The 21,237-nt window shown below is 27.3% G+C and carries 21 protein-coding genes; 6 read left to right on the top strand and 15 right to left on the bottom strand.

What is annotated here, in order from left to right; all coding sequences use genetic code 11:
- Positions 1-2: 2 nt before the first annotated feature.
- The 3 genes from OW729_RS12440 to OW729_RS12430 all read right to left on the bottom strand — a co-directional run bounded on the left by OW729_RS12440 (position 3) and on the right by OW729_RS12430 (position 3,193).
- Positions 3-434 (bottom strand): RrF2 family transcriptional regulator, encoded by a 432-nt coding sequence (locus OW729_RS12440; RefSeq protein ID WP_268061849.1) that lies wholly within the window; start codon positions 432-434, stop codon positions 3-5.
- 86 nt (positions 435-520) lie between these two features.
- A complete protein-coding gene (locus OW729_RS12435) occupies positions 521-1,783 on the bottom strand; it encodes a replication-associated recombination protein A (RefSeq protein WP_268061848.1) in 1,263 nt (420 codons plus the stop codon).
- 177 nt (positions 1,784-1,960) lie between these two features.
- Positions 1,961-3,193, bottom strand: coding sequence for an EAL domain-containing protein (locus tag OW729_RS12430; RefSeq protein ID WP_268061847.1), 1,233 nt, complete (start codon positions 3,191-3,193; stop codon positions 1,961-1,963).
- A gap of 322 nt (positions 3,194-3,515) precedes the next feature.
- On the opposite strand from OW729_RS12430, the gene OW729_RS12425 reads away from it, so the two are divergent.
- Positions 3,516-4,595, top strand: coding sequence for an NAD(P)H-dependent flavin oxidoreductase (locus OW729_RS12425; RefSeq protein ID WP_268061846.1), 1,080 nt, complete (start codon positions 3,516-3,518; stop codon positions 4,593-4,595).
- Positions 4,596-4,786: 191 nt separating this feature from the next.
- On the opposite strand, the gene OW729_RS12420 is transcribed toward OW729_RS12425, so the two are convergent.
- Together OW729_RS12420 and OW729_RS12415 are read right to left on the bottom strand one after the other, a co-directional pair.
- Positions 4,787-5,458 (bottom strand): MBL fold metallo-hydrolase, encoded by a 672-nt coding sequence (locus tag OW729_RS12420; protein WP_268061845.1) that lies wholly within the window; start codon positions 5,456-5,458, stop codon positions 4,787-4,789.
- Between the two features lie 3 nt (positions 5,459-5,461).
- On the bottom strand, positions 5,462-6,793 hold the full coding sequence (locus tag OW729_RS12415; protein WP_268061844.1) for a DUF5050 domain-containing protein: 1,332 nt from the start codon (positions 6,791-6,793) through the stop codon (positions 5,462-5,464).
- A 267-nt stretch (positions 6,794-7,060) separates the two neighbouring features.
- Between OW729_RS12415 and truA the strand changes: the two genes are divergently transcribed.
- A complete protein-coding gene (gene truA, locus OW729_RS12410) occupies positions 7,061-7,798 on the top strand; it encodes a tRNA pseudouridine(38-40) synthase TruA (RefSeq protein WP_268061843.1) in 738 nt (245 codons plus the stop codon).
- 137 nt (positions 7,799-7,935) lie between these two features.
- Positions 7,936-8,328, top strand: coding sequence for a bacteriohemerythrin (locus OW729_RS12405; protein ID WP_268061842.1), 393 nt, complete (start codon positions 7,936-7,938; stop codon positions 8,326-8,328).
- A 431-nt stretch (positions 8,329-8,759) separates the two neighbouring features.
- Here OW729_RS12405 and OW729_RS12400 read toward each other — a convergent pair whose 3' ends face one another.
- From OW729_RS12400 to OW729_RS12365, 8 genes are all read right to left on the bottom strand, one after another.
- Positions 8,760-9,725 carry a 2-thiouracil desulfurase family protein gene (locus OW729_RS12400; protein WP_268061841.1) on the bottom strand — a complete coding sequence of 322 codons (966 nt, stop codon included), beginning with the start codon at positions 9,723-9,725 and terminating at the stop codon, positions 8,760-8,762.
- 134 nt (positions 9,726-9,859) lie between these two features.
- On the bottom strand, positions 9,860-10,186 hold the full coding sequence (locus OW729_RS12395; protein ID WP_268061840.1) for a thioredoxin family protein: 327 nt from the start codon (positions 10,184-10,186) through the stop codon (positions 9,860-9,862).
- A gap of 111 nt (positions 10,187-10,297) precedes the next feature.
- Positions 10,298-10,807, bottom strand: coding sequence for a DUF2179 domain-containing protein (locus OW729_RS12390; protein WP_268061839.1), 510 nt, complete (start codon positions 10,805-10,807; stop codon positions 10,298-10,300).
- Between the two features lie 161 nt (positions 10,808-10,968).
- Entirely contained in the window at positions 10,969-11,595 is a 627-nt protein-coding gene (locus OW729_RS12385) for a CAP domain-containing protein (protein WP_268061838.1), read from the bottom strand.
- Positions 11,596-11,760: 165 nt separating this feature from the next.
- Positions 11,761-13,293 carry an MBL fold metallo-hydrolase RNA specificity domain-containing protein gene (locus OW729_RS12380; protein WP_268061837.1) on the bottom strand — a complete coding sequence of 511 codons (1,533 nt, stop codon included), beginning with the start codon at positions 13,291-13,293 and terminating at the stop codon, positions 11,761-11,763.
- 114 nt (positions 13,294-13,407) lie between these two features.
- On the bottom strand, positions 13,408-14,478 hold the full coding sequence (locus OW729_RS12375) for an undecaprenyldiphospho-muramoylpentapeptide beta-N-acetylglucosaminyltransferase (RefSeq protein WP_268061836.1): 1,071 nt from the start codon (positions 14,476-14,478) through the stop codon (positions 13,408-13,410).
- A 320-nt stretch (positions 14,479-14,798) separates the two neighbouring features.
- Positions 14,799-15,020 carry an alpha/beta-type small acid-soluble spore protein gene (locus OW729_RS12370; protein WP_268061835.1) on the bottom strand — a complete coding sequence of 74 codons (222 nt, stop codon included), beginning with the start codon at positions 15,018-15,020 and terminating at the stop codon, positions 14,799-14,801.
- 211 nt (positions 15,021-15,231) lie between these two features.
- A complete protein-coding gene (locus OW729_RS12365; protein ID WP_268061834.1) occupies positions 15,232-15,444 on the bottom strand; it encodes an alpha/beta-type small acid-soluble spore protein in 213 nt (70 codons plus the stop codon).
- A 317-nt stretch (positions 15,445-15,761) separates the two neighbouring features.
- On the opposite strand from OW729_RS12365, the gene OW729_RS12360 reads away from it, so the two are divergent.
- Complete coding sequence (locus OW729_RS12360) at positions 15,762-15,941, top strand: alpha/beta-type small acid-soluble spore protein (RefSeq protein WP_268061833.1); 180 nt, start codon at positions 15,762-15,764, stop codon at positions 15,939-15,941.
- A 70-nt stretch (positions 15,942-16,011) separates the two neighbouring features.
- On the opposite strand, the gene OW729_RS12355 is transcribed toward OW729_RS12360, so the two are convergent.
- Together OW729_RS12355 and recJ are read right to left on the bottom strand one after the other, a co-directional pair.
- Positions 16,012-17,634 carry a sensor histidine kinase gene (locus OW729_RS12355; protein ID WP_268061832.1) on the bottom strand — a complete coding sequence of 541 codons (1,623 nt, stop codon included), beginning with the start codon at positions 17,632-17,634 and terminating at the stop codon, positions 16,012-16,014.
- A gap of 156 nt (positions 17,635-17,790) precedes the next feature.
- The gene (gene recJ / locus OW729_RS12350; protein ID WP_268061831.1) at positions 17,791-19,557 is read right to left on the bottom strand and encodes a single-stranded-DNA-specific exonuclease RecJ; all 1,767 of its coding nucleotides are present in this window, start codon (positions 19,555-19,557) and stop codon (positions 17,791-17,793) included.
- An 88-nt stretch (positions 19,558-19,645) separates the two neighbouring features.
- Here recJ and OW729_RS12345 point away from each other — a divergent pair, with 88 nt between their 5' ends.
- Both OW729_RS12345 and OW729_RS12340 read left to right on the top strand, forming a co-directional pair.
- The gene (locus OW729_RS12345; RefSeq protein WP_268061830.1) at positions 19,646-20,464 is read left to right on the top strand and encodes a TIM barrel protein; all 819 of its coding nucleotides are present in this window, start codon (positions 19,646-19,648) and stop codon (positions 20,462-20,464) included.
- A 56-nt stretch (positions 20,465-20,520) separates the two neighbouring features.
- A complete protein-coding gene (locus tag OW729_RS12340; protein ID WP_268061829.1) occupies positions 20,521-21,099 on the top strand; it encodes a flavin reductase family protein in 579 nt (192 codons plus the stop codon).
- Positions 21,100-21,237: the final 138 nt, after the last annotated feature.

Below are 21,237 nucleotides of genomic sequence, written 5' to 3'. Positions count from 1 at the left end.
TATCACTCCTTATCTTTAATCATCCTTCTATAATCATCAGCCATATCTTGCAATGTAACTGACTTCATTATATCTTCCATACTGGTTTTTACCTTTTCCCATAAAAGTCTTGTTGAGCAACACTCATAGTTACTATTACTGCATACTCCTTCATCAACACAAGTAGAAATTTCAATAGGTCCTTCTAATACTTCCATAACATCTGCCGCAGTAATTTCTTTAGGCTGTTTATTTAATACATAGCCTCCTTGAGCTCCTCTAATACTTTTAATCAGCTTAGCTTTTCTCAAAGGTGAAAATAATTGTTCTAAGTAGCTCTCAGATATTCCTTGCCTTTCAGCAATAGACTTAATTGATACTGGCATTTCACCATAATGAATAGCCAAGTCAACCATAGCTCTTACACCATATCTTCCTCTAGTTGATAACTTCATTAAATCACTCCTTTTAATCCCGAGTGTTTTGCTTGGTTTTATGTTTTTATATTATCAAACCCGACTAATTTTGTCAACTTTATTTTTTATTTTTCTTCATAATAACTTCTTCTCTTCATTTCTTTCGGTAAGTACTCCTGCTCAACATAGTTTCCCTCATAATCATGAGGATATTTATACCCCATATTTCCAAGTTCTTTCGCACCAGAATAATGTGCATCTCTTAAATGTACAGGAACCCTATATTGATATTTTTCAGCATCTCCTAGCGCACTATCTACAGCTTTAATTACGGCATTAGATTTGTTAGCTTTTGCAAGATATATAATAGCCTGAGCAATAGGAATTCTAGCCTCTGGCATTCCTACAGTTTCTAATGCATTCCAAGCCGCATGAGCAATAAGCATTGCTTGTGGATCCTTCATTCCTATATCTTCTGAAGCGTGTACTATCAATCTTCTTACTATGAACCTAGGATCTTCTCCTCCAACAATCATCCTACCAAACCAATATAAAGCAGCATCTACATCTGAACCTCTAATACTCTTTATAAAAGCTGATGTTATATCATAATGGTTATCTCCGCTAGAATCGTAATTTACTACAGGTTTTTGAATACATTCCTTTACAGTATTTGTATTTATAACATTAACTCCATTTTCATTTTTGGGAGTTGATAAAACCGCAAGTTCTAAAGTATTAAGAGCACTTCTTGCATCCCCTGCAGACATATTTGCTATAAGGTTAATGCTTTCTTTGTTCATATCTATTTTTAAATTCCCATATCCTCTTTCTTTATCTTTTAAAGTTTGAACTATAACTTCACTTAAATCATTTTCTGTCAACAAATCTAATTGAAATATTTTTGATCTACTAAGAAGAGCTCTATTAATTTGAAAATAGGGATTTTCGGTAGTAGCACCTATTAAAGTAATAACTCCTTTTTCTACTGCATCTAAAAGAGCATCTTGTTGAGCACCTTTCTTTAATGAATGTATTTCGTCTATGAAAAACATTGTTCTCTTACCATAAAATTTTATTAATTCTTCTGATTTTTTTATGTACTCTCTTATCTCTTTAACTCCTAAAGTTGTAGCATTTAACTTTATAAATTCACATTTAGTTTCTAAAGAAATTATATAAGCAAGTGTTGTCTTCCCTACTCCTGGAGGTCCAAATAAAATTATAGATGTTAAACTATCATTTTCTATTAATCTCCTTAGTAACTTTCCTTTACCTATTATATGTTTTTGCCCTATAAATTCATCTAAATTTCTAGGCCTCATTTTTTCTGCTAAAGGCTTTTTCATATTATTACTTTTACTCATGGCTAAATCAAATAAATCCATTTATATCGCTCCTATCCATAGTAAGCTATATTTTAACAATCCTTTATATCTTTAAAGTCATAGCGTTACTATATTTAGATTTTCCATTAATTTGTAATTTAAAACAAACATAAATCAATCTAATATTTAATTGCAACATTAAAGTCAGCAATAACTGCTGACTTCAATATTTTTTATTTAAATATTTATATCATTGGGATTAAAATCTATACATAAGATATATCTTTTATTATCTTTGCTCTCAAATACAGAAGATATTGTGGTACATAAATTTCCTGTAGCTAATGATATATATGGTTCAGTAATATATTTTGTAAGTCCCATGTTTTTAAGAAAATAATAGTACTTCTTTAAAGAATGATTTGTTCCTTCCTTTGCAGGCTGAAATATTAAAGCTTTTTGTTGAAGCATATTTTTGTAGTAAGTAAATGTCTTACTCACCTGAACGCCTTTGTCATTTAATAAATAAATGCATTCAAATTCTTGATTTATGCAAATCACATTATTAAGAATTTCATCGAACTCTCTTTCTGTTCTTTTGGATAATTCACCTAATACATTTTCCATCATTTCTTCATAGCTTTTATGCTTTGTTTTCTCTAATTTTATCTTATCCTTCATGTAATCTTCATACTGTTTAGCTACATCTTGAACTTTAATTTTAGCTTTTTCAATAAGCTCTTTTCCTATTTCTTCAGAATTTCCAAAGTAAATTCCTTCTAACATATCAGAGCCTAGCTCAATTATAGTTAAAGCCTGTTCATAACTTTCTATACCGTCCACAATAACAAGGGCCCCTATATTCTTTGATAAGTTTACTAAAGCTTTAAAAATTTCCTGTTTGTAATAGTCACACTCCACATTTTTACTTATAGCTCCACTAATTTTAATTATATCCGGTTCTACATAAGAAATCTTATCTAAGTTAGAAAACCCGTGTCCCATATCACTTAGGCATACCAAAAATCCTAAACTTCTATAGTTATTAATAAATGTCTTTAAGCTTTCTATATCTTTTACATTATCTTCTACAATTTCTAAAACTACATTACCATGATTTATTCCAAATTCATTTATCAAATCTTTAATAATTCCAGACCCTACATAATTTGAAATTATAGATGCATTTATATTAATGAACAATAGAAATTCTTTGTTTTTTTCATAGATTTTTTTAAAAGCTTCTATTGCTTTCTCTCTGTAGAGTCTATCTAATTCAATGGTACATGCTTCTTTTTCAGCTAAATCTACAAGTGTTTCCATAGTTATTATTTGATCATTATTTTCTGCTCCTATACTGGTTACTTGAAAACCAATAACTGAGTGTTTTATTACTGATACTACAGGTTCAAAAATAATTTTTAAATTTCTATTTTTTATTATATCTTTAATATCTATATTATCCATCATATATTCCGCCTTCCTCGTGTATTATATAATAAATTATATTAGGTCATATTTTAATAAAAAGAAGTTTTAAAAGAACATACAATATGACCTCTTTGAAAACACCCCTTTATATTAAAATTTAAAATTATGTATATAATAAGTATATTATACTACATTTTCAAGATATAAATTTCAGTTTTGTTTATATATATAATACTTATTTTCACTACAGGTTTCAATAAAAATAATTTTATTGACATACTATACATTTTCCAATATACTTTCATTATCAAATATTTTGTCAGTCAAAGTATTCACATTAAACATAGAAGGAGTAGATAACATGAATTTGCCATCTTTAAAAATAGGCGAATTGACCGCTAAAATTCCTATAATCCAAGGAGGTATGGGTGTCGGAGTTTCCCTTTCTTCTTTAGCTTCCGCTGTTGCAAATGAAGGAGGTATAGGAATTATTTCTGGTGTTCAGATTGGTTATAGAGAAAAAGACTTTGAAGAAAATACTCTTCAAGCAAATATAAGAGCTTTAAAAAAAGAAATCAGAAAAGCTAGAGAATTAAGTCCCAAAGGAATATTAGGAGTTAATATTCTTGTAGCAGCAACTCATTATGCAGAGCTCGTTTCCACTGCTGTAAAAGAAAAAATAGATTTGATAATTTGCGGTGCTGGCCTCCCTTCAACTTTACCTAAATTCATAAAAGGTACTAAAACTAAAATCGCTCCAATTGTCTCATCTGGTAAAGCCGCTTCAGTTATAACAAAGCTATGGAAAAAAAAATTCGATTATCTTCCCGATTTAATAGTAGTAGAAGGTCATAATGCAGGTGGACATCTAGGATTTTCTAACGAAGATTTAGAGTCATCAAATCTGAAAGATTTAAATACTATATTAAAAGAAGTTTTAGAAGTTACAAAATCATTAGAAGATAAATATAATAAACACATACCCGTAGTAGCTGCTGGGGGAATATTTACTGGAAAAGATATTGCTGAAGTTATTAAATTAGGTGCTGATGGAGTTCAAATGGCCACTAGATTTGTTACCACAGAGGAATGTGATGCCCATATAAACTTCAAAGAAGCATACATTAACTCAAATAAAGATGATATCATAATAATAAAAAGTCCAGTGGGTATGCCTGGTAGAGCTATTAATAATAAATTTATTAAATCACTAAATGAAAATAAAGAAGATCATAAAGTAAAAAAATGTTATTCCTGTATAAAACACTGTAATCCTGTTACAACTCCTTATTGCATTTCGAATGCTTTGATAAATGCAGTAAATGGTGATGTAGATAATGGGTTAATTTTTGCAGGAACAAATGCTGAAAAACTAGATAAAATTACGACAGTAAAAAAACTTATTAATGAATTAGTGACTGAGGCTGAAAATAATCTCTAAAAGAATGTAATACACTTTTTATCAATAATCAAATTGTAGTAATTGGTACTCATAATAAAAGAGAAGCTAATAAAAACTCAGTTTTTATTAGCTTCTCTTTTATCCTAATTTAAGTATTATCTGATATTTAGAAGTAAACCATACTTAATGGGGTAACCACCATTTAAGAAAATATTGTATCATAATATTTTTTACATTGATTTAAGTTTTTTTATATAATTTAAGTTCTTTATTACTAAATCATAATCAGTAATTTCTCCATGACCCGGAATAATACGTTTCACTTCCATAAATATATAATTAGTTAATGTTCTTTCATACTCATCAAAATTATTGCTATTTAAATAAGGATTAGGGCTCTCTACATTGTCTCCAGCAAATAATATATTGTCCACTCTATCAATGCAAGATGCTGAATCATTAGTATGCCCAGGAGAATAGATAAACTCTATACCCTCTTCATAAAAATGAATTTTATCTGTAAATATAATATTAGGTAGACATATACTCACCTTACCTTGGCAATAATTCCTATATTTATTTAGTTCAACTTGAGCATTTTTCTCTATATTCTTTATTGTATTTTCATGTGCTATAATTAATTGCTCTTTAAAAAAACAATTTCCCCAAATATGGTCCCAATCTGAATGAGAATTAAAAATAATAATCTCCTTCTTTTTTAAATATTTATCAATAAATTTTTTTATTAACAACATTGATTTTGGTCCCAAAAAAGTATCACATATAAATATATGACTTTTTCCATCTATAACATATATATTAGTAGTACAGTTGAACTCTGTGTTTAATAGTTCATCGAAAGTAAATACAAACCCTCTTGAACCAATCCTATCAACTTTCATATACTACTCCTTATTCTGTTTTTTTGAACCATTATTTAAATTTATACCTCTTTTTAATAACGTATTATCTAATTCTTTCTTAAGTTCATCATCAACCTTATAAGAAGAATTAACTGCTTGTACGCCTTTTCTTAACAATATATATATATCTGATCTTTTAACTATTCTTGACTTCTTTATTAAAGAAATATATTTTCTAGCATCCTCATTAGTCATTTCCCCTTTAATGCCATTTACATATTTAGTTATCTTATGTGTTGATATTAACTTCCAAAATTCCATAAAAGTAGCAGTACCAACTATTAATAAAACAATAACAATAGAAGAGGTACTCATTTTATCATCCTCAGATTTTTCATCTTTTCCTATTTTAAATACTTCTTTAGATGATCCATCTTTTTTCACTCGATTAAGTTTTGTAGAATCAAAACTTAATCCTTTAGAAGGGTCTGGCGTTGTATTCCAATAATAAATATAATCACCGATTACATTCATTTCTCCGACACCTTCGTCAGTTAATTTGACCTTATCTTTTCCATCTAGTTTAATCTTATATAGTTTCATATTGTCTTTTACATTAGAATAATATATATAATTATCTGATATATTTGCAAAAGATGTATTATCATCACTTATTTTTAAATTGTTTTGTCCATTTGTATTTATTCTATATATTTTATCTTGCTGAGCATGGTTTTGGTAATAAATAACGTTATCTACAATATCAATCAAAATAGATTCTTCGTCATTTAATTTTGTTTTTTCACTTCCATCTAATTTAATCTTATATAACTTATTTTTATCTGATTCATTTGAATAAAAAATCCAATCATCTTTTATTGTAAACCCGAATATCCTATCCCCTATAACTTTTGTTTCTTCACTACCATCTGTTTTTATTTTATATAATTTTTGTCCTTTATTATCTCTTTTTGCATAATAAACCCAATCTCCTATTACTTTAATCCAATGAGAACTTGCTTTATTTAATGCTGTTCTCTCGCTTCCATCTTTCTTTACTTTATAAATTCTAAATCCTTCTTTTACACTAGAATAGTAAATATAATCTCCAACTACATTTATATAATTTGGTATATCTTCAGTTATTAATTTTTCTTCTTTACCATCAGATTTAGCTTTATATAATTTACTTCCTGCCGCTATATTAGAATAATATATATAGTCCCCTTCCTTAGAAATATACCCTAAATTAGAAATATTACCGTTTGTATTTCCTTGAAATTTATCTTGTCCATAGGCAAATCCTTGAAAACTAAAAAGCATACTGAATATTAAAAATAATAAACTAAATCTAACTCTATATTGTCTTTTCAAAGTATTTCCTCCTTATTAAATATGGTATAAGTTAACCTAAAACCGTTTCCATAAATTTTATCATAAAAAATTTTTTTTTACAAATTAAACTAAACTCTCTTCCCTTTATGCTAGCTATTCCTCAATAATTTTAATACCATGCTATATTCCTAAAGAATTATAATAATGGAATTGCATATAATCTTAAATTTCTGTTATTATATTAAGTGAATGTAATAGCTATTATTTTAAAATATACTTTGCTATTATAGTAAAGGAGACATTTAAATGAGAAACATAAAATTAACCATTCAATATGACGGCTCTAGATATAAAGGATGGCAAAGACTTGGGAATACAGAAAATACAATTCAATGTAAAATAGAAAAAGTTCTTAGTACTTTATTAAATGAGAATATAGAATTAACCGCCTCTGGAAGAACAGATGCAGGTGTTCATGCTGAAAATCAAATAGCTAATTTCCATACTAAATCCAATATATCCACTAATACTATATTAAATCATTGCTATAAATACTTGCCTTACGATATTGTGGTAAAAAAAGCAGAGGATGTAGAAGAATCTTTTCATTCAAGATTTAATGTATCACAAAAAATTTATACTTATAGAATATGTAATTCTACTTTTCCTGATGTTTTTACTAGAAAATACTCTTATCATGTTACAGAAAAATTAGACATAGAAAAAATGAAGGAAGTAGCCTCTCTCTTTATTGGCACACATGACTTTAAAAGTTTTACTGCTTTAAAGTCAAAAAAGAAATCCACTATAAGAGAAATATTCTATATTCAATTTAAGCCCTCTGAAAATGGGATTGATATAATCTTCTCTGGAAATGGATTCTTGTACAAAATGCTTAGAATATTATCAGGAACATTAATACAAGCAGGGCTAGGAAAGATATCTCCAAGGGAAGTAAAAGAAATACTTGATGCCAAAGATCGTTCTTTAGCACCTGATACTGCACCATCCCATGGACTATTTTTAACTAGTGTTTTGTATTAAAAATATATAATAACTCATATATTTTTAATATATTGTTAATTTCAAAAACATAATTTAAGCATATGAGAATAAATAACAAGTCACAGATGCTGGTTATTTATTTGAATGTGCTTTATAATCATAAGGAGGTACACTAAGTGATAAAATGGAAAGATGAATTTCTTACAGGTATAGAACTTATAGATAATCAACATAAAAAACTATTTGAAATAGCAAATAGAGCTTACAAATTATTAAAAAGCGACTTTTTTACTGATAAATATGATAGAATTTTAGAAATATTAGAAGAATTGAAAAGTTATACAAAATATCATTTTAAATCAGAAGAAGAATATATGATGAGTATTAACTATAAAAAATTTTTCTCTCAAAAGATGGAACATGACGCTTTTATAAAGAAACTTGATGAAGTTAATCTTAAGGATCTTGATGAAAATCAAGATAAGTATTTAATGGACATACTAGAATTTATTGTAGATTGGATTGTAAATCACATATTAGGAAAAGATAAGCTTATAAATGCAGAATAGAATAATGTTGCGAGGCAACATTACAGTAGCGATTAGTGAACAGAGAATAGTGAATAGTAAAGGAGGATTTTCTGACGTTAGGAGGAAAATCATCCTTTAGTCTTCCTCTTCTCCCCAATGTGCATGTTAAGCTGTATTAATTATAAAAAAATCAAGGCATAGGAATAAGATTTTCTTATATATGTAGTTAGCCAATTAAACTTTGAAGTAGCAATTAGAAGTACTTAAAGTGTAGAATTCTAAAAATCCGTAATTGCAGGAATGGACTCCTGCAGCCGAACTGCGTCATGGACGACGCATAGTGAGGGTAGGGTTTTTAGAAGGCTACGCCTTTAGTACTTCTTTGCGTACTGAAGGTTTAATGGATAACTACATATATTTAGAAAAATCTATTTCTATGCCGTTATTCATTAAGTCGCAACATTATTCTATCATGTCAAAGCTTTTCCCGAATCCCTCATCTCTACTAATTCTTCAGGGTAAGGATTAAACAAACTTTGATCAATTATTTCTATATCATTAAATCTAAAAGCATAAGATTTAATTAAATATAAAGGCACACTATATGGAATATGCCCTTCTTTATATTTTTCAATAGTTTTTAAAACAAACCTTCTTTCTTCCTCTGAAACTTTATAAGAAAACCGTTTAAATACACTTAAAAGTAAGTTGTTCCTTGATGTATTTCTTGCATTTCTTATAAAAATAAGTTTCAAAGTATTTTCATAATCATTTAAAATTTCATCTATACACTCAACTTTGCCCTTGCTAATTATATTATTTAGAATATTCAACCTACTTTTATTATACATTAAAAATAATAAATTATTTTTCTTATGAAACTCCATCAATTCGTTTATCTTTCTTTTTTGTTTTACTTTTCTAAATTCATGCATAATAAAAACCTTAGTTAAAAAATGCTCTCTTATATCGAAATCCTTAAGCCTTCCATCATCTTCAATGGCTATTCCCATAATCTTATCTATTAATATTGCTCCAAATATACCCTTTCCCTTAGAACTAGAACTTCCTTTATCTATGCTGTTATATATTTTTACATCCTTTATACCACAAGAGGGAGATCTGCTTTTTAAAATACATCCATCAATCTCACCAACATTATCTAAAAATTCTTTAGAAAACTTCTCCATACTTTTAGTGTAATCTTTCCCTGTCTTAGGCTGTACAAGTCTAATTTGATTCTCTTTTTTAACTAGTCTTATGGGATCTCTAGGTGTACTCATGCCTATTTCTATTTCAGGACATACTGATATAAAATTAACATATTTGCTCATATTTTCTATAAAACTATCTTTAACTATTCCACCATTATATCTACACGCTTCAAACCCTATGCATCTACTAATTAATATTATTGGTTTTTCAAAGCCATTCATATTATCACCATCCAAATACAGAATTCATAATATATGTTCTGTACAGATGATTTATTTATTCTCTTTTTAGGTAATTAAATAATCTACTTTTCATATCAACACCTACTAATCAATTATTTAAATAATCCATTTTTCTATCCAAACATTATTTCATAATATCTTCCTATACTTCTATCTAATTCTTCAATACTTATAAACCTAGCTTTTCGAATATACTCTTTACCATTTATATATAGTATTACCGCTGGTATTGTAAAAACTGAAAATTCTCCTGCAACTTCAGTATAATCATCAATGCTTATAGCTTTTAACTTTATTTCAGGATACTTTTTAAGAATGAATTTAATTTTTGGTAATAATGCATGGCAAACACTGCATTGTGTTGAAGAAATATATAATAATACCAGTTTATTATCTTGAATAAGATTTTTTATACCTTCTATAACACCAGTTTTTTTCATATGTACAACTCCTAAATTATAAGACTTCTATAAAATAAACTCCATATTAAAAACTTAAATTATTTATTCTATAAAAGTCTATATTCTAAAAACTATTATCATTAATTAATACTACTTTTTTATACCATATCCACCATAAACAGTCTTTGTATCATTAATAGAAATTACTGCTGATATGTTAGTATTTTCTATAATCTTTATTATATCATTCTTCCTTTTACGCTTAGCATGAATAATTAAAATTTTTCTCTTAGAATGAATTCCTTCTCCTTCAACTATAGTAACTCCTACGCTTTCTTCTCTTAGCACACGAGATAACTCTATACTATCTTTTTCACTAACTATCACATTCATAGTTAGTATACCTATAGCAAGCTTATCTTCTATAATGCATCCTATATAATTTCCACAAGCAAATCCCAGTGCATATATAATCATCTTTTTTGGATCCTCTTGTATACCATTTAATACTCTTCCTATTACATATAACCATATTGAAACCTCAAAAAAACCTATTACTGCAGCTAAGAGTTTTTCACCTCTTGTTATAAAGACTGTTCTAATAGTAGTCAAAGATACCTCTAATATTTTTGCAAAAAAAATAAAAATATAAGTGACCATATTACCTCTCCTCCTACGCATTAAATAGTATACTTTGTATTATATACTATATATAACCATAAAAAAATCCTTAAATAACAAAATAAGATGACTTTATTTTTTATTGTCATCTTATTTTAGCACTAAATACTATTAATATTTTTTATAAATTGTAATGATTATTAACGTCCAATAAACATTTGTGTCCAATATAATTGTCCATTAGATGCCTTAGCTACTCCTACACCTATTTCTGTATATGTTGAATTTAATATATTTTGTCTATGACCAGGAGAATTCATCCATGATTTCATAACTTCACTTGGGCTATTTTGACCATAAGCAATGTTTTCCCCTGCACTTCTATAATTTATTCCAAAATTACGTATCATATCAAAAGGAGATCCGTAAGTAGGAGAAGTATGAGAAAAATATCTTTTATTTACCATATCCTGTGATTTATACCTTGCTACTCTTGAAAGTTGCCAATTGGCTTTTAATTGTCCAAGACCTGCCTTACTTCTTTCTACATTAACAAGTCTTATTACCTCATTTTCTAATTTTTTGACTTCACTTAAATTAGGTATTTTAATTGTTGTATTAGGATAAATCATATTTGGATTTGTAATATTAGGGTTCAGTGATAATACTTCTGAAATGCCAACCTCGTATTTCACACATATTTTCCAAAGACTATCTCCACTTTTGACTACATAATTAAATGTTTCTTGTGCTAAAACATTTACACTTCCAGTTAAAAATAAAAATATAGTTGAAAACAGAAATTTCTTAAATTTTTTATTTTTCATAGTATAACCTCTCTCTAAAATATTTTTTCTTTATCTCATCAAAACTATTTTCTGCAAAATAAGACTTTTTATTATATAAAATAATTTAAGTTATTAAATGGAAAAACTAAACTGTCGATAAATTTAAAAGAAGCTGTTTAAATTTATCAACAGCTTCTTTCAAATTTATTTCTTATTATCATTTCTATTTATAACCTTACCTATTTCTTTTATTAAATCCTCTTTATTCATACCCTCAATATTATCTATAGAATTTAATAACTTTATTATTCTATGCTTAACATTTTGATCACTACGATTAAAATCTTCGTTTATATAATAAGTCTCTCCAATATCCATTATTCTTGACTTATATTCTTTAGATTTTAAAAGCTCATTAAAGCTATTTTGGGATTTTTCATCACCATGGACTAATAATATCTCTTTTGGCTTTTCCATTAGTTTATCTAACCAATTAATAAGTCCATCTCTATCGGCATGCCCTGACAATCCTTCCAAAGAATATATTTTTGCATTAACTGCTATAGTTTCTCCAAATATCCTAACTTTTTTCTCCCCATCTAATATAGCTCTTCCTAATGTTCCTTCTGCTTGGTATCCTACAAATACAATTGAAGACTCTCTTCTCCATAAATTATGCTTCAAATGATGCTTTATTCTACCAGCTTCACACATCCCACTCGCTGAAATAATAATAGCCCCTTTTTGAGTCTTATTTATTTCTATTGAATCTTGTATAGAAGTAGTAAACTTAACTCCTTTAAACTTTAAAGGATCTATTCCTTTATATAAAAGCTTTTTAGTTTCTTCATCAAAATATTCAGTCCATTTTTCAAATACCTCGGTAGCATTTGCAGCAAGAGGACTATCTACAAATACGGTTATATCTTTTAATTCATTATTTTCTACATATTTATTCAATGCATATAAAACTTCTTGAGTTCTTCCTACTGAAAAAGATGGTATAACTACATTACCTCCTCTCTCAAAAGTTATTTTTATAATATTTATAAGTTCTTTAAAAGCCCAATCAATATCTCCATGAACTCTATCTCCATAAGTTGTTTCCATTATTAAATAATCCGCATAATTTATATACTCTGGATCTCTTATTATGGGTTTATTGACATTTCCAAGATCTCCCGTATAAACAATTTTAACTTCTTCTTCTTGTCCCTCTTTAACGTATAATTCCAATATAGCTGAACCTAATAAATGTCCTGCATCTTTAAATCTTACTTTCAGTCCATCAAATACGTCTATAAGTTCCCCATAGTTAACTCCTCTAAAAAGGTTCATAGATTCTTCAGCAATTTTTGATGTATATAATGGTTCTATAGCCTCTAATCCTTGTCTTATTCTTTTTCTATTTTTCCATTCAGCTTCACTTTCTTGTATATATCCACTATCAGGAAGCATTATATTACAAAGGTCTCTTGTACCATTTGTACATAAAACTTTTCCTCTAAATCCTTTTTTATATAATAAAGGAATTCTCCCACTATGATCTATATGTGCATGAGACAATATTACATAATCAACAGCTTTAGGATCAAAATTAAATTCTTCATTTCCTTTTTCTCTTGCATCTTTTCCTTGATAAAGCCCACAATCTAAAAGAACTATTTTATTATTTATCTTCAAAATATGACAAGATCCAGTTACACATTTTGCTGCTCCATAGAATTCAATTTTCATATTCGTCCCTTCTTCCTTTTAGTTTTATAATAAGTATTATATTACATTTTTTGATTGTTTTCAAAATGTTTTGACATTTTTATAAATAAAAAAGAGGAATTCCCCTCTTTTTTTCTAGTTACTATATTTTTTTATTAAGTTAATTATCTCACTTACCGCATCTTTAACTTTACTTTTTTCCATATTCTTTTTATATTGTTGTCTATTATTATATAAATCTTCTAGCTTATTAATAAGCTTTTCTTTATTTAGTTCTTCTTCCTGAATAAGCATACTATACCCACTTTTTTCAAAAGAATTTGCATTTAATATCTGATCTCCTCTGCTAGCTTTTGCAGATAGTGGTATTAATAAATTAGGCTTATTTAAAGCTAAGAGTTCAAATATAACGTTTGCCCCTGCCCTAGAAATAAATATATCCGCTGAAGCCATTAAATGTGGCAACTCTTCTTTTACATATTCATATTGAATATACCCTTTTTTATTTTTTAATTTTTCATCCAAATTTCCTTTTCCACATATATGTATAATATTAAATTTAATCTGGAGTTCATCTAATGCTTCTCTTACAGCATCATTTATAACTTTCGAGCCTAAACTTCCACCTATTACCATAACAATAGGTTTTTCATCATTAAACTTACAAATATTTTTTCCTTTAATTTTACTTCCCTCTAATAATTCTTTTCTAATAGGTGTCCCTGTGAGAATTCCTTTATTTCCTTTAATAAACTTTAATGATTCTGGAAATGTAACACATACCTTAGTACAAAATGGAGCCGAAATTTTGTTAGCAAGCCCTGGTGTCATATCTGATTCATGAACAATTACTGGAACTTTATTTAAATATGCTCCAATTACTACAGGTACAGATACAAATCCCCCTTTAGAGAATACTACAGTTGGTTTTTCTCTTTTTATAATGTTTTTAGCCTCTATTACTCCCTTGAGAACTTTAAATGGATCTGAAAAATTTTTTATATCAAAATATCTTCTTAATTTACCACTAGAAATAATATGATATTTAATTTTTTCCTCTTCAATAATTTTCCTTTCGATTCCATCTTTAGTACCTATATACTGTATTTCATATCCTAACTCCTCTAACCTAGGAACAAGTGCAAGATTAGGAGTAACATGTCCGGCAGATCCTCCTCCTGTCATAATGATCTTTAGTTTTTTCAAATCACCATCTCCCAACTACTATTACTTTCATATTTTAGTTTTATTCCATACTTATTGTCTATTATTCATTATTCCTTGTCAATTGTAAAACAAAAAATTCAAATAAAAAATTATACTTACTATTTATTTTACTAAAGTAACTGCTTAATTGTTCTTATTTGATTCAATTTAGATTTTATAATGATAATCTTTAGAAAAATAAACTCAGTAGTTAAGGATTAAACCTCTACTTTAGATATGTTATTTTGAATTCTTTAATTTTCTCAAAAAAAAACTAACTTTACCCTTTTGTAAAGTTAGTTTCTTTTAACATCTATTTATTATTTGCTACCTAAACCTTTTTCATAAGATTCAACCATCTTTTTAACCATTGTTCCGCCTACATATCCATTTTGTCTTGAAGGTAAGTTTCCTTTATCCATTTGATCATAGTTTGACATTCCCAATTCTGATGCAACTTCCATTTTAAACTTGTTTAATCCTTGTTTAGCCTCTGGAATTAATGTTCTATTTCTGCCTGTATTATTATTATAATTTGCCATAAATACTTCCTCCTTCATAAAAATCTTTTATTAGGTTTGTACTACAGTAATAGTTTGCAACTTATTTTTAATATTATTACATGCAATTTCATGTAATCCAAGCAATGGTTGGTTTAACACTTTAAATTTATTAATTAATATTTTTACTATTACTACACAAAAAGACTAACCCAATAAAATCATTAGGTTAGTCTTTTGTACATTTTATATATTATTTCAAACCTTGTTCGTATGATTCAACCATCTTTTTAACCATTGTTCCGCCTACATATCCATTTTGTCTTGAAGGTAGGTTTCCTTTATCCATTTCTTCATAGTTTGACATTCCTAATTCTGATGCAACTTCTGCCTTAAATCTATTTAAACCTTGTCTTGCTTCTGGAATTAAAGTTCTGTTTCTACCTGTATTATTATTATTTGTCATAAATAGTTCCTCCTCTATAAAACTTTATTTAATTTATGTTACAATACTAGTTTGCAACTTATTTTTAATTATATTACATGTAATTTAATATAATTAAAGCAACAAATGACATTATTAGAATTTATACTAATAGAGTATATTTAAACTTACTTAGGGCACTATAATTTATGTGTATAAGAAGTTATTGAAAAATATGTAGTTAAATGAATTTAATGTACTATATACTAAAACTATGAATTTTTACCTCTAGTTTTCTATAATATATGCGATTATATTGGATAAGCTATTATTACAAACAAATAAGGAGGTGAAAGATAATGGCACAAAAATTAGTACCTGAAGCTAAACAAGGATTAAATAGATTTAAAATGGAAATAGCTAATGAATTAAACGTTCCATTTACAGACTATAACGGAAACCTTTCTTCAAAACAATGCGGTAGTGTTGGTGGAGAAATGGTTAAAAGAATGGTAGAACAATATGAAAAAAGTTTATAATTACTAAAAAATAACTATGATTTACCTTAATTATAGTTATTAAATACAACAAGACACATTTGGCTTAGCCTCATGTGTCTTGTTCTATTATGTCTGAAAATTCTATGTCAACTTTATCATCTATATTATCTTCATACTCAAAGCAATCAATTTGTAAATGATTTTTTAAAATTTCACCTTTAAACATCACATTAAACTCTGTGCCTTTTCCTTCCTCACTTTTTACTAATATTTTTCCATCCATTACATCAACAAATTTTTTTACTAAAGCTAAACCTAATCCTGTTCCTTGGACCCCTCTACATAATGAATTATTTATTTGAGAAAATCTATCAAAAACTTTATCTATTTTACTTTCCTCAATACCTACACCTTCATCTTTAATACTTATTGATATTTTATCTTTATGAATATTAATTATTATCCAAATGTTTTTTCCATGCGGTGTGAACTTTATTGCATTTGAAAGTAAATTTAATACGATTTTCTCATACTTGTCTTTGTCCAAACTTACACAACATTCTTCTATATTAGTATCAAAAATTAACATTATTCCTTTGCTTTTAGCGTACAGATTAACAGACGATACAATATTTTCAGTAACATACACTATATCAAAATCAGAATAATTTAATTCTAAAAAACCAGCTTCTGCTTTTGATATATCAAGTGTATTGTTTATTAATTTTAATAGCCTACTACAATTTTGATTTACTCGTAACAATACTTTCTTTATGTTAGGAGTTATTTCTTTATTATAAATATCATTAGCTAATTGAAGAGATGAGTAAATTACTGTAAGTGGAGTTCTAAGTTCATGAGATATCATGTTCAAAAATTCATCTTTCATTTTAGTGACTCTTTCTAATTCTAAATTTTGTTTTTTTATCATAATTTCATTAAGCTTTATTTCTGTAATATCTTTTATGGATATTACTATGTATACTAATCTGTTTTTGTCATTCCTAATGTAATTACAATTAACCATTATGTATTTGTATTGGGATTCATTTTTACAATCTCTTGTTTTAACAATCGCATTTCTTAATTCAATTGAATTTTTCAAAAAATAGTTAAGCACTTCCTCAAAATCATTTCCATATTCTTTATAATTTACTACCTCTACATACTTTATTATTTCCTTTATACTCTTAAATTCTTGTAATGTTAGTCCAGTAATATTTAAACTTGACTTATTACAAAAACTAAATTTTTTATTTTTATCTAATACAACTATTCCTTCTGATATATTATTTATTATATCTTTTAGATTTATAAGATACTGTTTTTCAATATCCCTAATATTTTTTATTATGTCATATTTAGCTTTTATTTCTGTTGAAATACCAAGGAACTTTTCACTGTCTTCCCTTACTTTAATTTCTTTATTAACATAATCAGTAATCTCATATATAAATACTTCTAATATATCTTTTTTATAATTTATAATAAAATCAAAATACTTATTGTTTATATTTATCTTTTTTAAATTTTTACATAATTTATGAGTACAACATTTCAATAAAACATTATTAATAACTCCAAGGCATTCAATATCACTAATATTCTTATAAAAATTATCTTTATCCAAATTAAAATCATGAATAAATTTTTTATTTAGGTATTCTATATTAAGATTTGTTTCATCTAAAATCATTACACCAAAAGGCAAATCTTCATATATATCATACACACTTATCACCTCCGAATTAACATACATTATAAATATATTCTATGTTAATCCTATTTTTCCTCCTTTTTCCACAATATACTCAAGCTTATTTCTGTATGATAATAAATAAAAACTATGACAAAAACACTCTAATGCATTTCATCATAGTTTCTTTAGTTAATTAGAAAGTCTAAAATCTTTAATTCTCAATTGTTCTTTTTTATTTCCATTAAATTCATTTATCATTGGAGAGAAAATTAGGTCCATCTTTATTCCATTAGGATTCATTATTATTTTTTGGTACTGTTTACCATATTTAATCTTTAAAATTTCTTTAAACTCCTCAACCCTATTAAAACATATAGCATCTATATTTCTATTATTGTTTACTGAACAAATCAATTTTAAAGTATTCTGATTTTTTCCAAGTACCTTTACATCAATTATTTTTACGTTTTTCTCTGCAAAAAATGGACTTGAATTACCTTTTCCAAAAGGTTCAAGTTCTTCTATTTGCTCTATTAAATTAAAATTAACTTCACTTAAATGTATTCTTTTATCTATTTTTATCTTTGGTATTAAATCTTTATCTGTAAGAGTACAATTTTCATTTAATCTTCGTCTTAGCTTATCAATATTTTCTTCTTCTATAGACAACCCAGCTGCCATAGGATGTCCTCCAAATTTACCTAATAAATCTTTGCATTTTATTAATTCTTCAAATAAATTATATTCTTCTATAGAACGCCCTGACCCCTTTGGCATATCTTTTCCTTTTGTAAGTATTATTGTTGGCACATTAAATTTTTCTCTTACCTTTCCCGCAACTATTCCAGCAATACTTTCATGTACATCTTCTTTATAAACAACTAAAACTTTATCTTTTTTCAAATCAGAGTTTTCTACATAATCAATGATCTCTTCTACATTTTTTAGTGTCATATCCTGCCTAGTCTTATTTAAATGTTCTAAGGTTTTAGCTAAACTTAAAGCTTCATTTTCATCATTACAAGCTAATAATTTAACAGATAATGCTGCTGTATCTAATCTTCCTGTAGCATTAATACATGGACCTATCATAAATCCAATATGATAAGATTTTATTTTTTTATCTTTTATTCCTAATACCTTCATTAAAGCGTTCAATCCTATGTTTTTGCTTTTTGACATCATATTCAGAGCATTTTTTGCAATAATCCTATTTTCTCCAACCAAATCAACCACATCGCAAATTGTACCTATCCCTGCTATTTCTATAAGTTCATATACCTTTTCTTCTTCAATTCCCAACTTCATATGTAATGCTTGTACAAATTTAAAAGCTATTCCAGCTCCACATAATAATTTAAAAGGATATTTACACTCCCCTTGTTTTGGATTAATTACGGCATCAGCTTCAGGAATAGTATATTCTCTTTTTTCTTCATTTTCAAAAAAAGGAAGTTCATGGTGATCTGTAACAACTACCTTCATACCAAGACTTTTTGCAAAACTTACTTCCTCAATAGCACTTATACCATTGTCACAGGTTAAAATAACCTCTGCTCCTTCTTCTTTTAAAATTTGAATTCTATCAATACACATGCCATAGCCTTCTGCTTCTCTATCCGGTATATAGTATTCTACATTTGCTTCTAATTCTAATAAAGCTTTATATAAAATGAATGTACTAGTAACCCCATCTGCGTCATAATCTCCATATATAACTATCTTTTTTCCTTCTTCTATAGCATCTATAATAATATCTGTACCTTCATCCATATCTTTCATTAAAAAAGGATCATACATATCCTGTAAACTACAACTCATAAATTTTTTTATTTCTTCTATATCCTTAATCCCTCTATTAACTAAAATCTTTGCAATACTTTTGCTTATATTTGCTTCCTTAGATATTTTATCAAGATCACAATTGGTAACTTTAAGTCTCCATTCTGTCTTCATATTTATCACCTTCTCCCATGACATTATATCATAATAATAAACTTTATTTTTAAAAATTGTGATATAATATTTTGCGAGGTGATTACAAATGAACAAACTATTATTTGGAATATCAGGTCTTCCTATTGGAAAAGATAATATGAAATTTAATTATAAATTAGGAATTGAATATTTAAAATTAATTGGATTAGATGCTATGGAACTGCCCTTCGTTCGTTCTGTAAATATAACAGAAAAAAATTGTAAAGAAGTCTTGGATACAAAACTACATAATAACTTTTATCTATCTGCTCATGGCTCCTATTTTATAAATCTTAACGCAGATGAAGAAGAAAAACAACAAAAGTCTTTAGAAAGAATTATTAAAGGAGCAGAAGCACTAAAAAAAGTTAAAGGAAGAAGTTTAATATTTCATCCTGGATTCTACTTAAAAGACTCAAAAGAAGAAACTTTTGAAACAATAAAAAATAACCTTCTAGAGCTTCCCAACTTTGGAATAGACTATAGATTAGAAACTACAGGAAAAGGAACTCAATTTGGTTCTTTGGAAGAAAACGTTAGACTCTGCATGGAAGTTCCTACCTGTAAATTATGTATAGACTTTTCACATATTCATGCAAGATACAATGGTTCATTAAAAACATATGATGACTTTGCTAGAATACTTGATTATGTAGCTTGCAATCTGGGAGACTCCGCTTTAGAGGATATGCATATACATCTTTCAGGAATAAATTATACTGCAAAAGGTGAAAGAAATCACCTTCCATTTGAAGAAAGCGACTTTAACTACAAAGCTTGTATGGAATCCTTTATGAAATTTAATATTAAAGGATGTATAATTTGCGAAAGTCCTATTTTAGAAAATGACGCACTACTTTTAAAGAAATATTATGAATCACTTTAAGCTTTAATCAACGCTTTATTAAAATATAAACCAAATTAATTTAGGAGAGATATAATATGACTAAAAAAACTTTTAAAGGAAGTGCTATGTTAAATCCAGTTCCTTGTGTACTTGTTACATCCCAAAACAATGAAGGAAAAGTTAATGTGTTTACTGTAGCTTGGGTAGGAACTGCATGTACAAAGCCTCCTATGATTACTATAGCAGTTAGACCAGAAAGGCTTTCTTATGAATATATAAAACAAACAAAAGAGTTTGTAATTAATCTTCCAAATAAAGATATGGTTAAAACTGTTGATTTTTGTGGAGTACGTTCAGGTAAAACTATTGATAAAATAAAAGATTGTAAGTTAAACTTGGCCTCTAGTGAAAATGTAGCTACTCCATATATAGAAGATTGTCCCATCGCTTTAGAATGTAAACTAAAACAAATTATCCCTTTAGGAACTCACCATTTATTTTTAGCAGAAGTTTTATCTGTACATGTGGAAGAAACTTTGATAGATGACAAAGGTAAAATTCATTATGAGAAAGCTAATTTGCTTTGTTATTCCCATGGAGAGTACTTTGGTATTTCTAAAAATCCTATTGGAAGTTTTGGTTTTTCAGTAAGAAAAAAAAGAAAAAAAAGATAAACAATTGTAATTACCTAAGTTTTGTACAAACAAAACTTTATTAGTTTCCATATTATAGTTTCCAAAAAATAAATAGTGGATAATACCAAGCCTTGAAGTATAATTTTCTTGCTACAGAAAAATTAAGAAAGGCGGTAT

Origin of the sequence: Clostridium brassicae (genome assembly GCF_026738875.1) — a bacterium.
GTDB classification, from domain to species: Bacteria; Bacillota; Clostridia; order Clostridiales; family Clostridiaceae; genus Clostridium_H; species Clostridium_H brassicae.
This window is presented reverse-complemented; position numbering and strand designations above follow the sequence as displayed.

Coding starts and splice junctions, on each gene's coding strand:
- OW729_RS12440 (WP_268061849.1), bottom strand. CDS start 434: ATGAAGTTATCAACTAGAGGAAGATATGGTGTAAGAGCTATGGTTGAC.
- OW729_RS12435 (WP_268061848.1), bottom strand. CDS start 1,783: ATGGATTTATTTGATTTAGCCATGAGTAAAAGTAATAATATGAAAAAG.
- OW729_RS12430 (WP_268061847.1), bottom strand. CDS start 3,193: ATGATGGATAATATAGATATTAAAGATATAATAAAAAATAGAAATTTA.
- OW729_RS12425 (WP_268061846.1), top strand. CDS start 3,516: ATGAATTTGCCATCTTTAAAAATAGGCGAATTGACCGCTAAAATTCCT.
- OW729_RS12420 (WP_268061845.1), bottom strand. CDS start 5,458: ATGAAAGTTGATAGGATTGGTTCAAGAGGGTTTGTATTTACTTTCGAT.
- truA (WP_268061843.1), top strand. CDS start 7,061: ATGAGAAACATAAAATTAACCATTCAATATGACGGCTCTAGATATAAA.
- OW729_RS12400 (WP_268061841.1), bottom strand. CDS start 9,725: ATGAATGGCTTTGAAAAACCAATAATATTAATTAGTAGATGCATAGGG.
- OW729_RS12395 (WP_268061840.1), bottom strand. CDS start 10,186: ATGAAAAAAACTGGTGTTATAGAAGGTATAAAAAATCTTATTCAAGAT.
- OW729_RS12390 (WP_268061839.1), bottom strand. CDS start 10,807: ATGGTCACTTATATTTTTATTTTTTTTGCAAAAATATTAGAGGTATCT.
- OW729_RS12385 (WP_268061838.1), bottom strand. CDS start 11,595: ATGAAAAATAAAAAATTTAAGAAATTTCTGTTTTCAACTATATTTTTA.
- OW729_RS12380 (WP_268061837.1), bottom strand. CDS start 13,293: ATGAAAATTGAATTCTATGGAGCAGCAAAATGTGTAACTGGATCTTGT.
- OW729_RS12370 (WP_268061835.1), bottom strand. CDS start 15,020: ATGGCAAATTATAATAATAATACAGGCAGAAATAGAACATTAATTCCA.
- OW729_RS12365 (WP_268061834.1), bottom strand. CDS start 15,444: ATGACAAATAATAATAATACAGGTAGAAACAGAACTTTAATTCCAGAA.
- OW729_RS12360 (WP_268061833.1), top strand. CDS start 15,762: ATGGCACAAAAATTAGTACCTGAAGCTAAACAAGGATTAAATAGATTT.
- recJ (WP_268061831.1), bottom strand. CDS start 19,557: ATGAAGACAGAATGGAGACTTAAAGTTACCAATTGTGATCTTGATAAA.
- OW729_RS12345 (WP_268061830.1), top strand. CDS start 19,646: ATGAACAAACTATTATTTGGAATATCAGGTCTTCCTATTGGAAAAGAT.
- OW729_RS12340 (WP_268061829.1), top strand. CDS start 20,521: ATGACTAAAAAAACTTTTAAAGGAAGTGCTATGTTAAATCCAGTTCCT.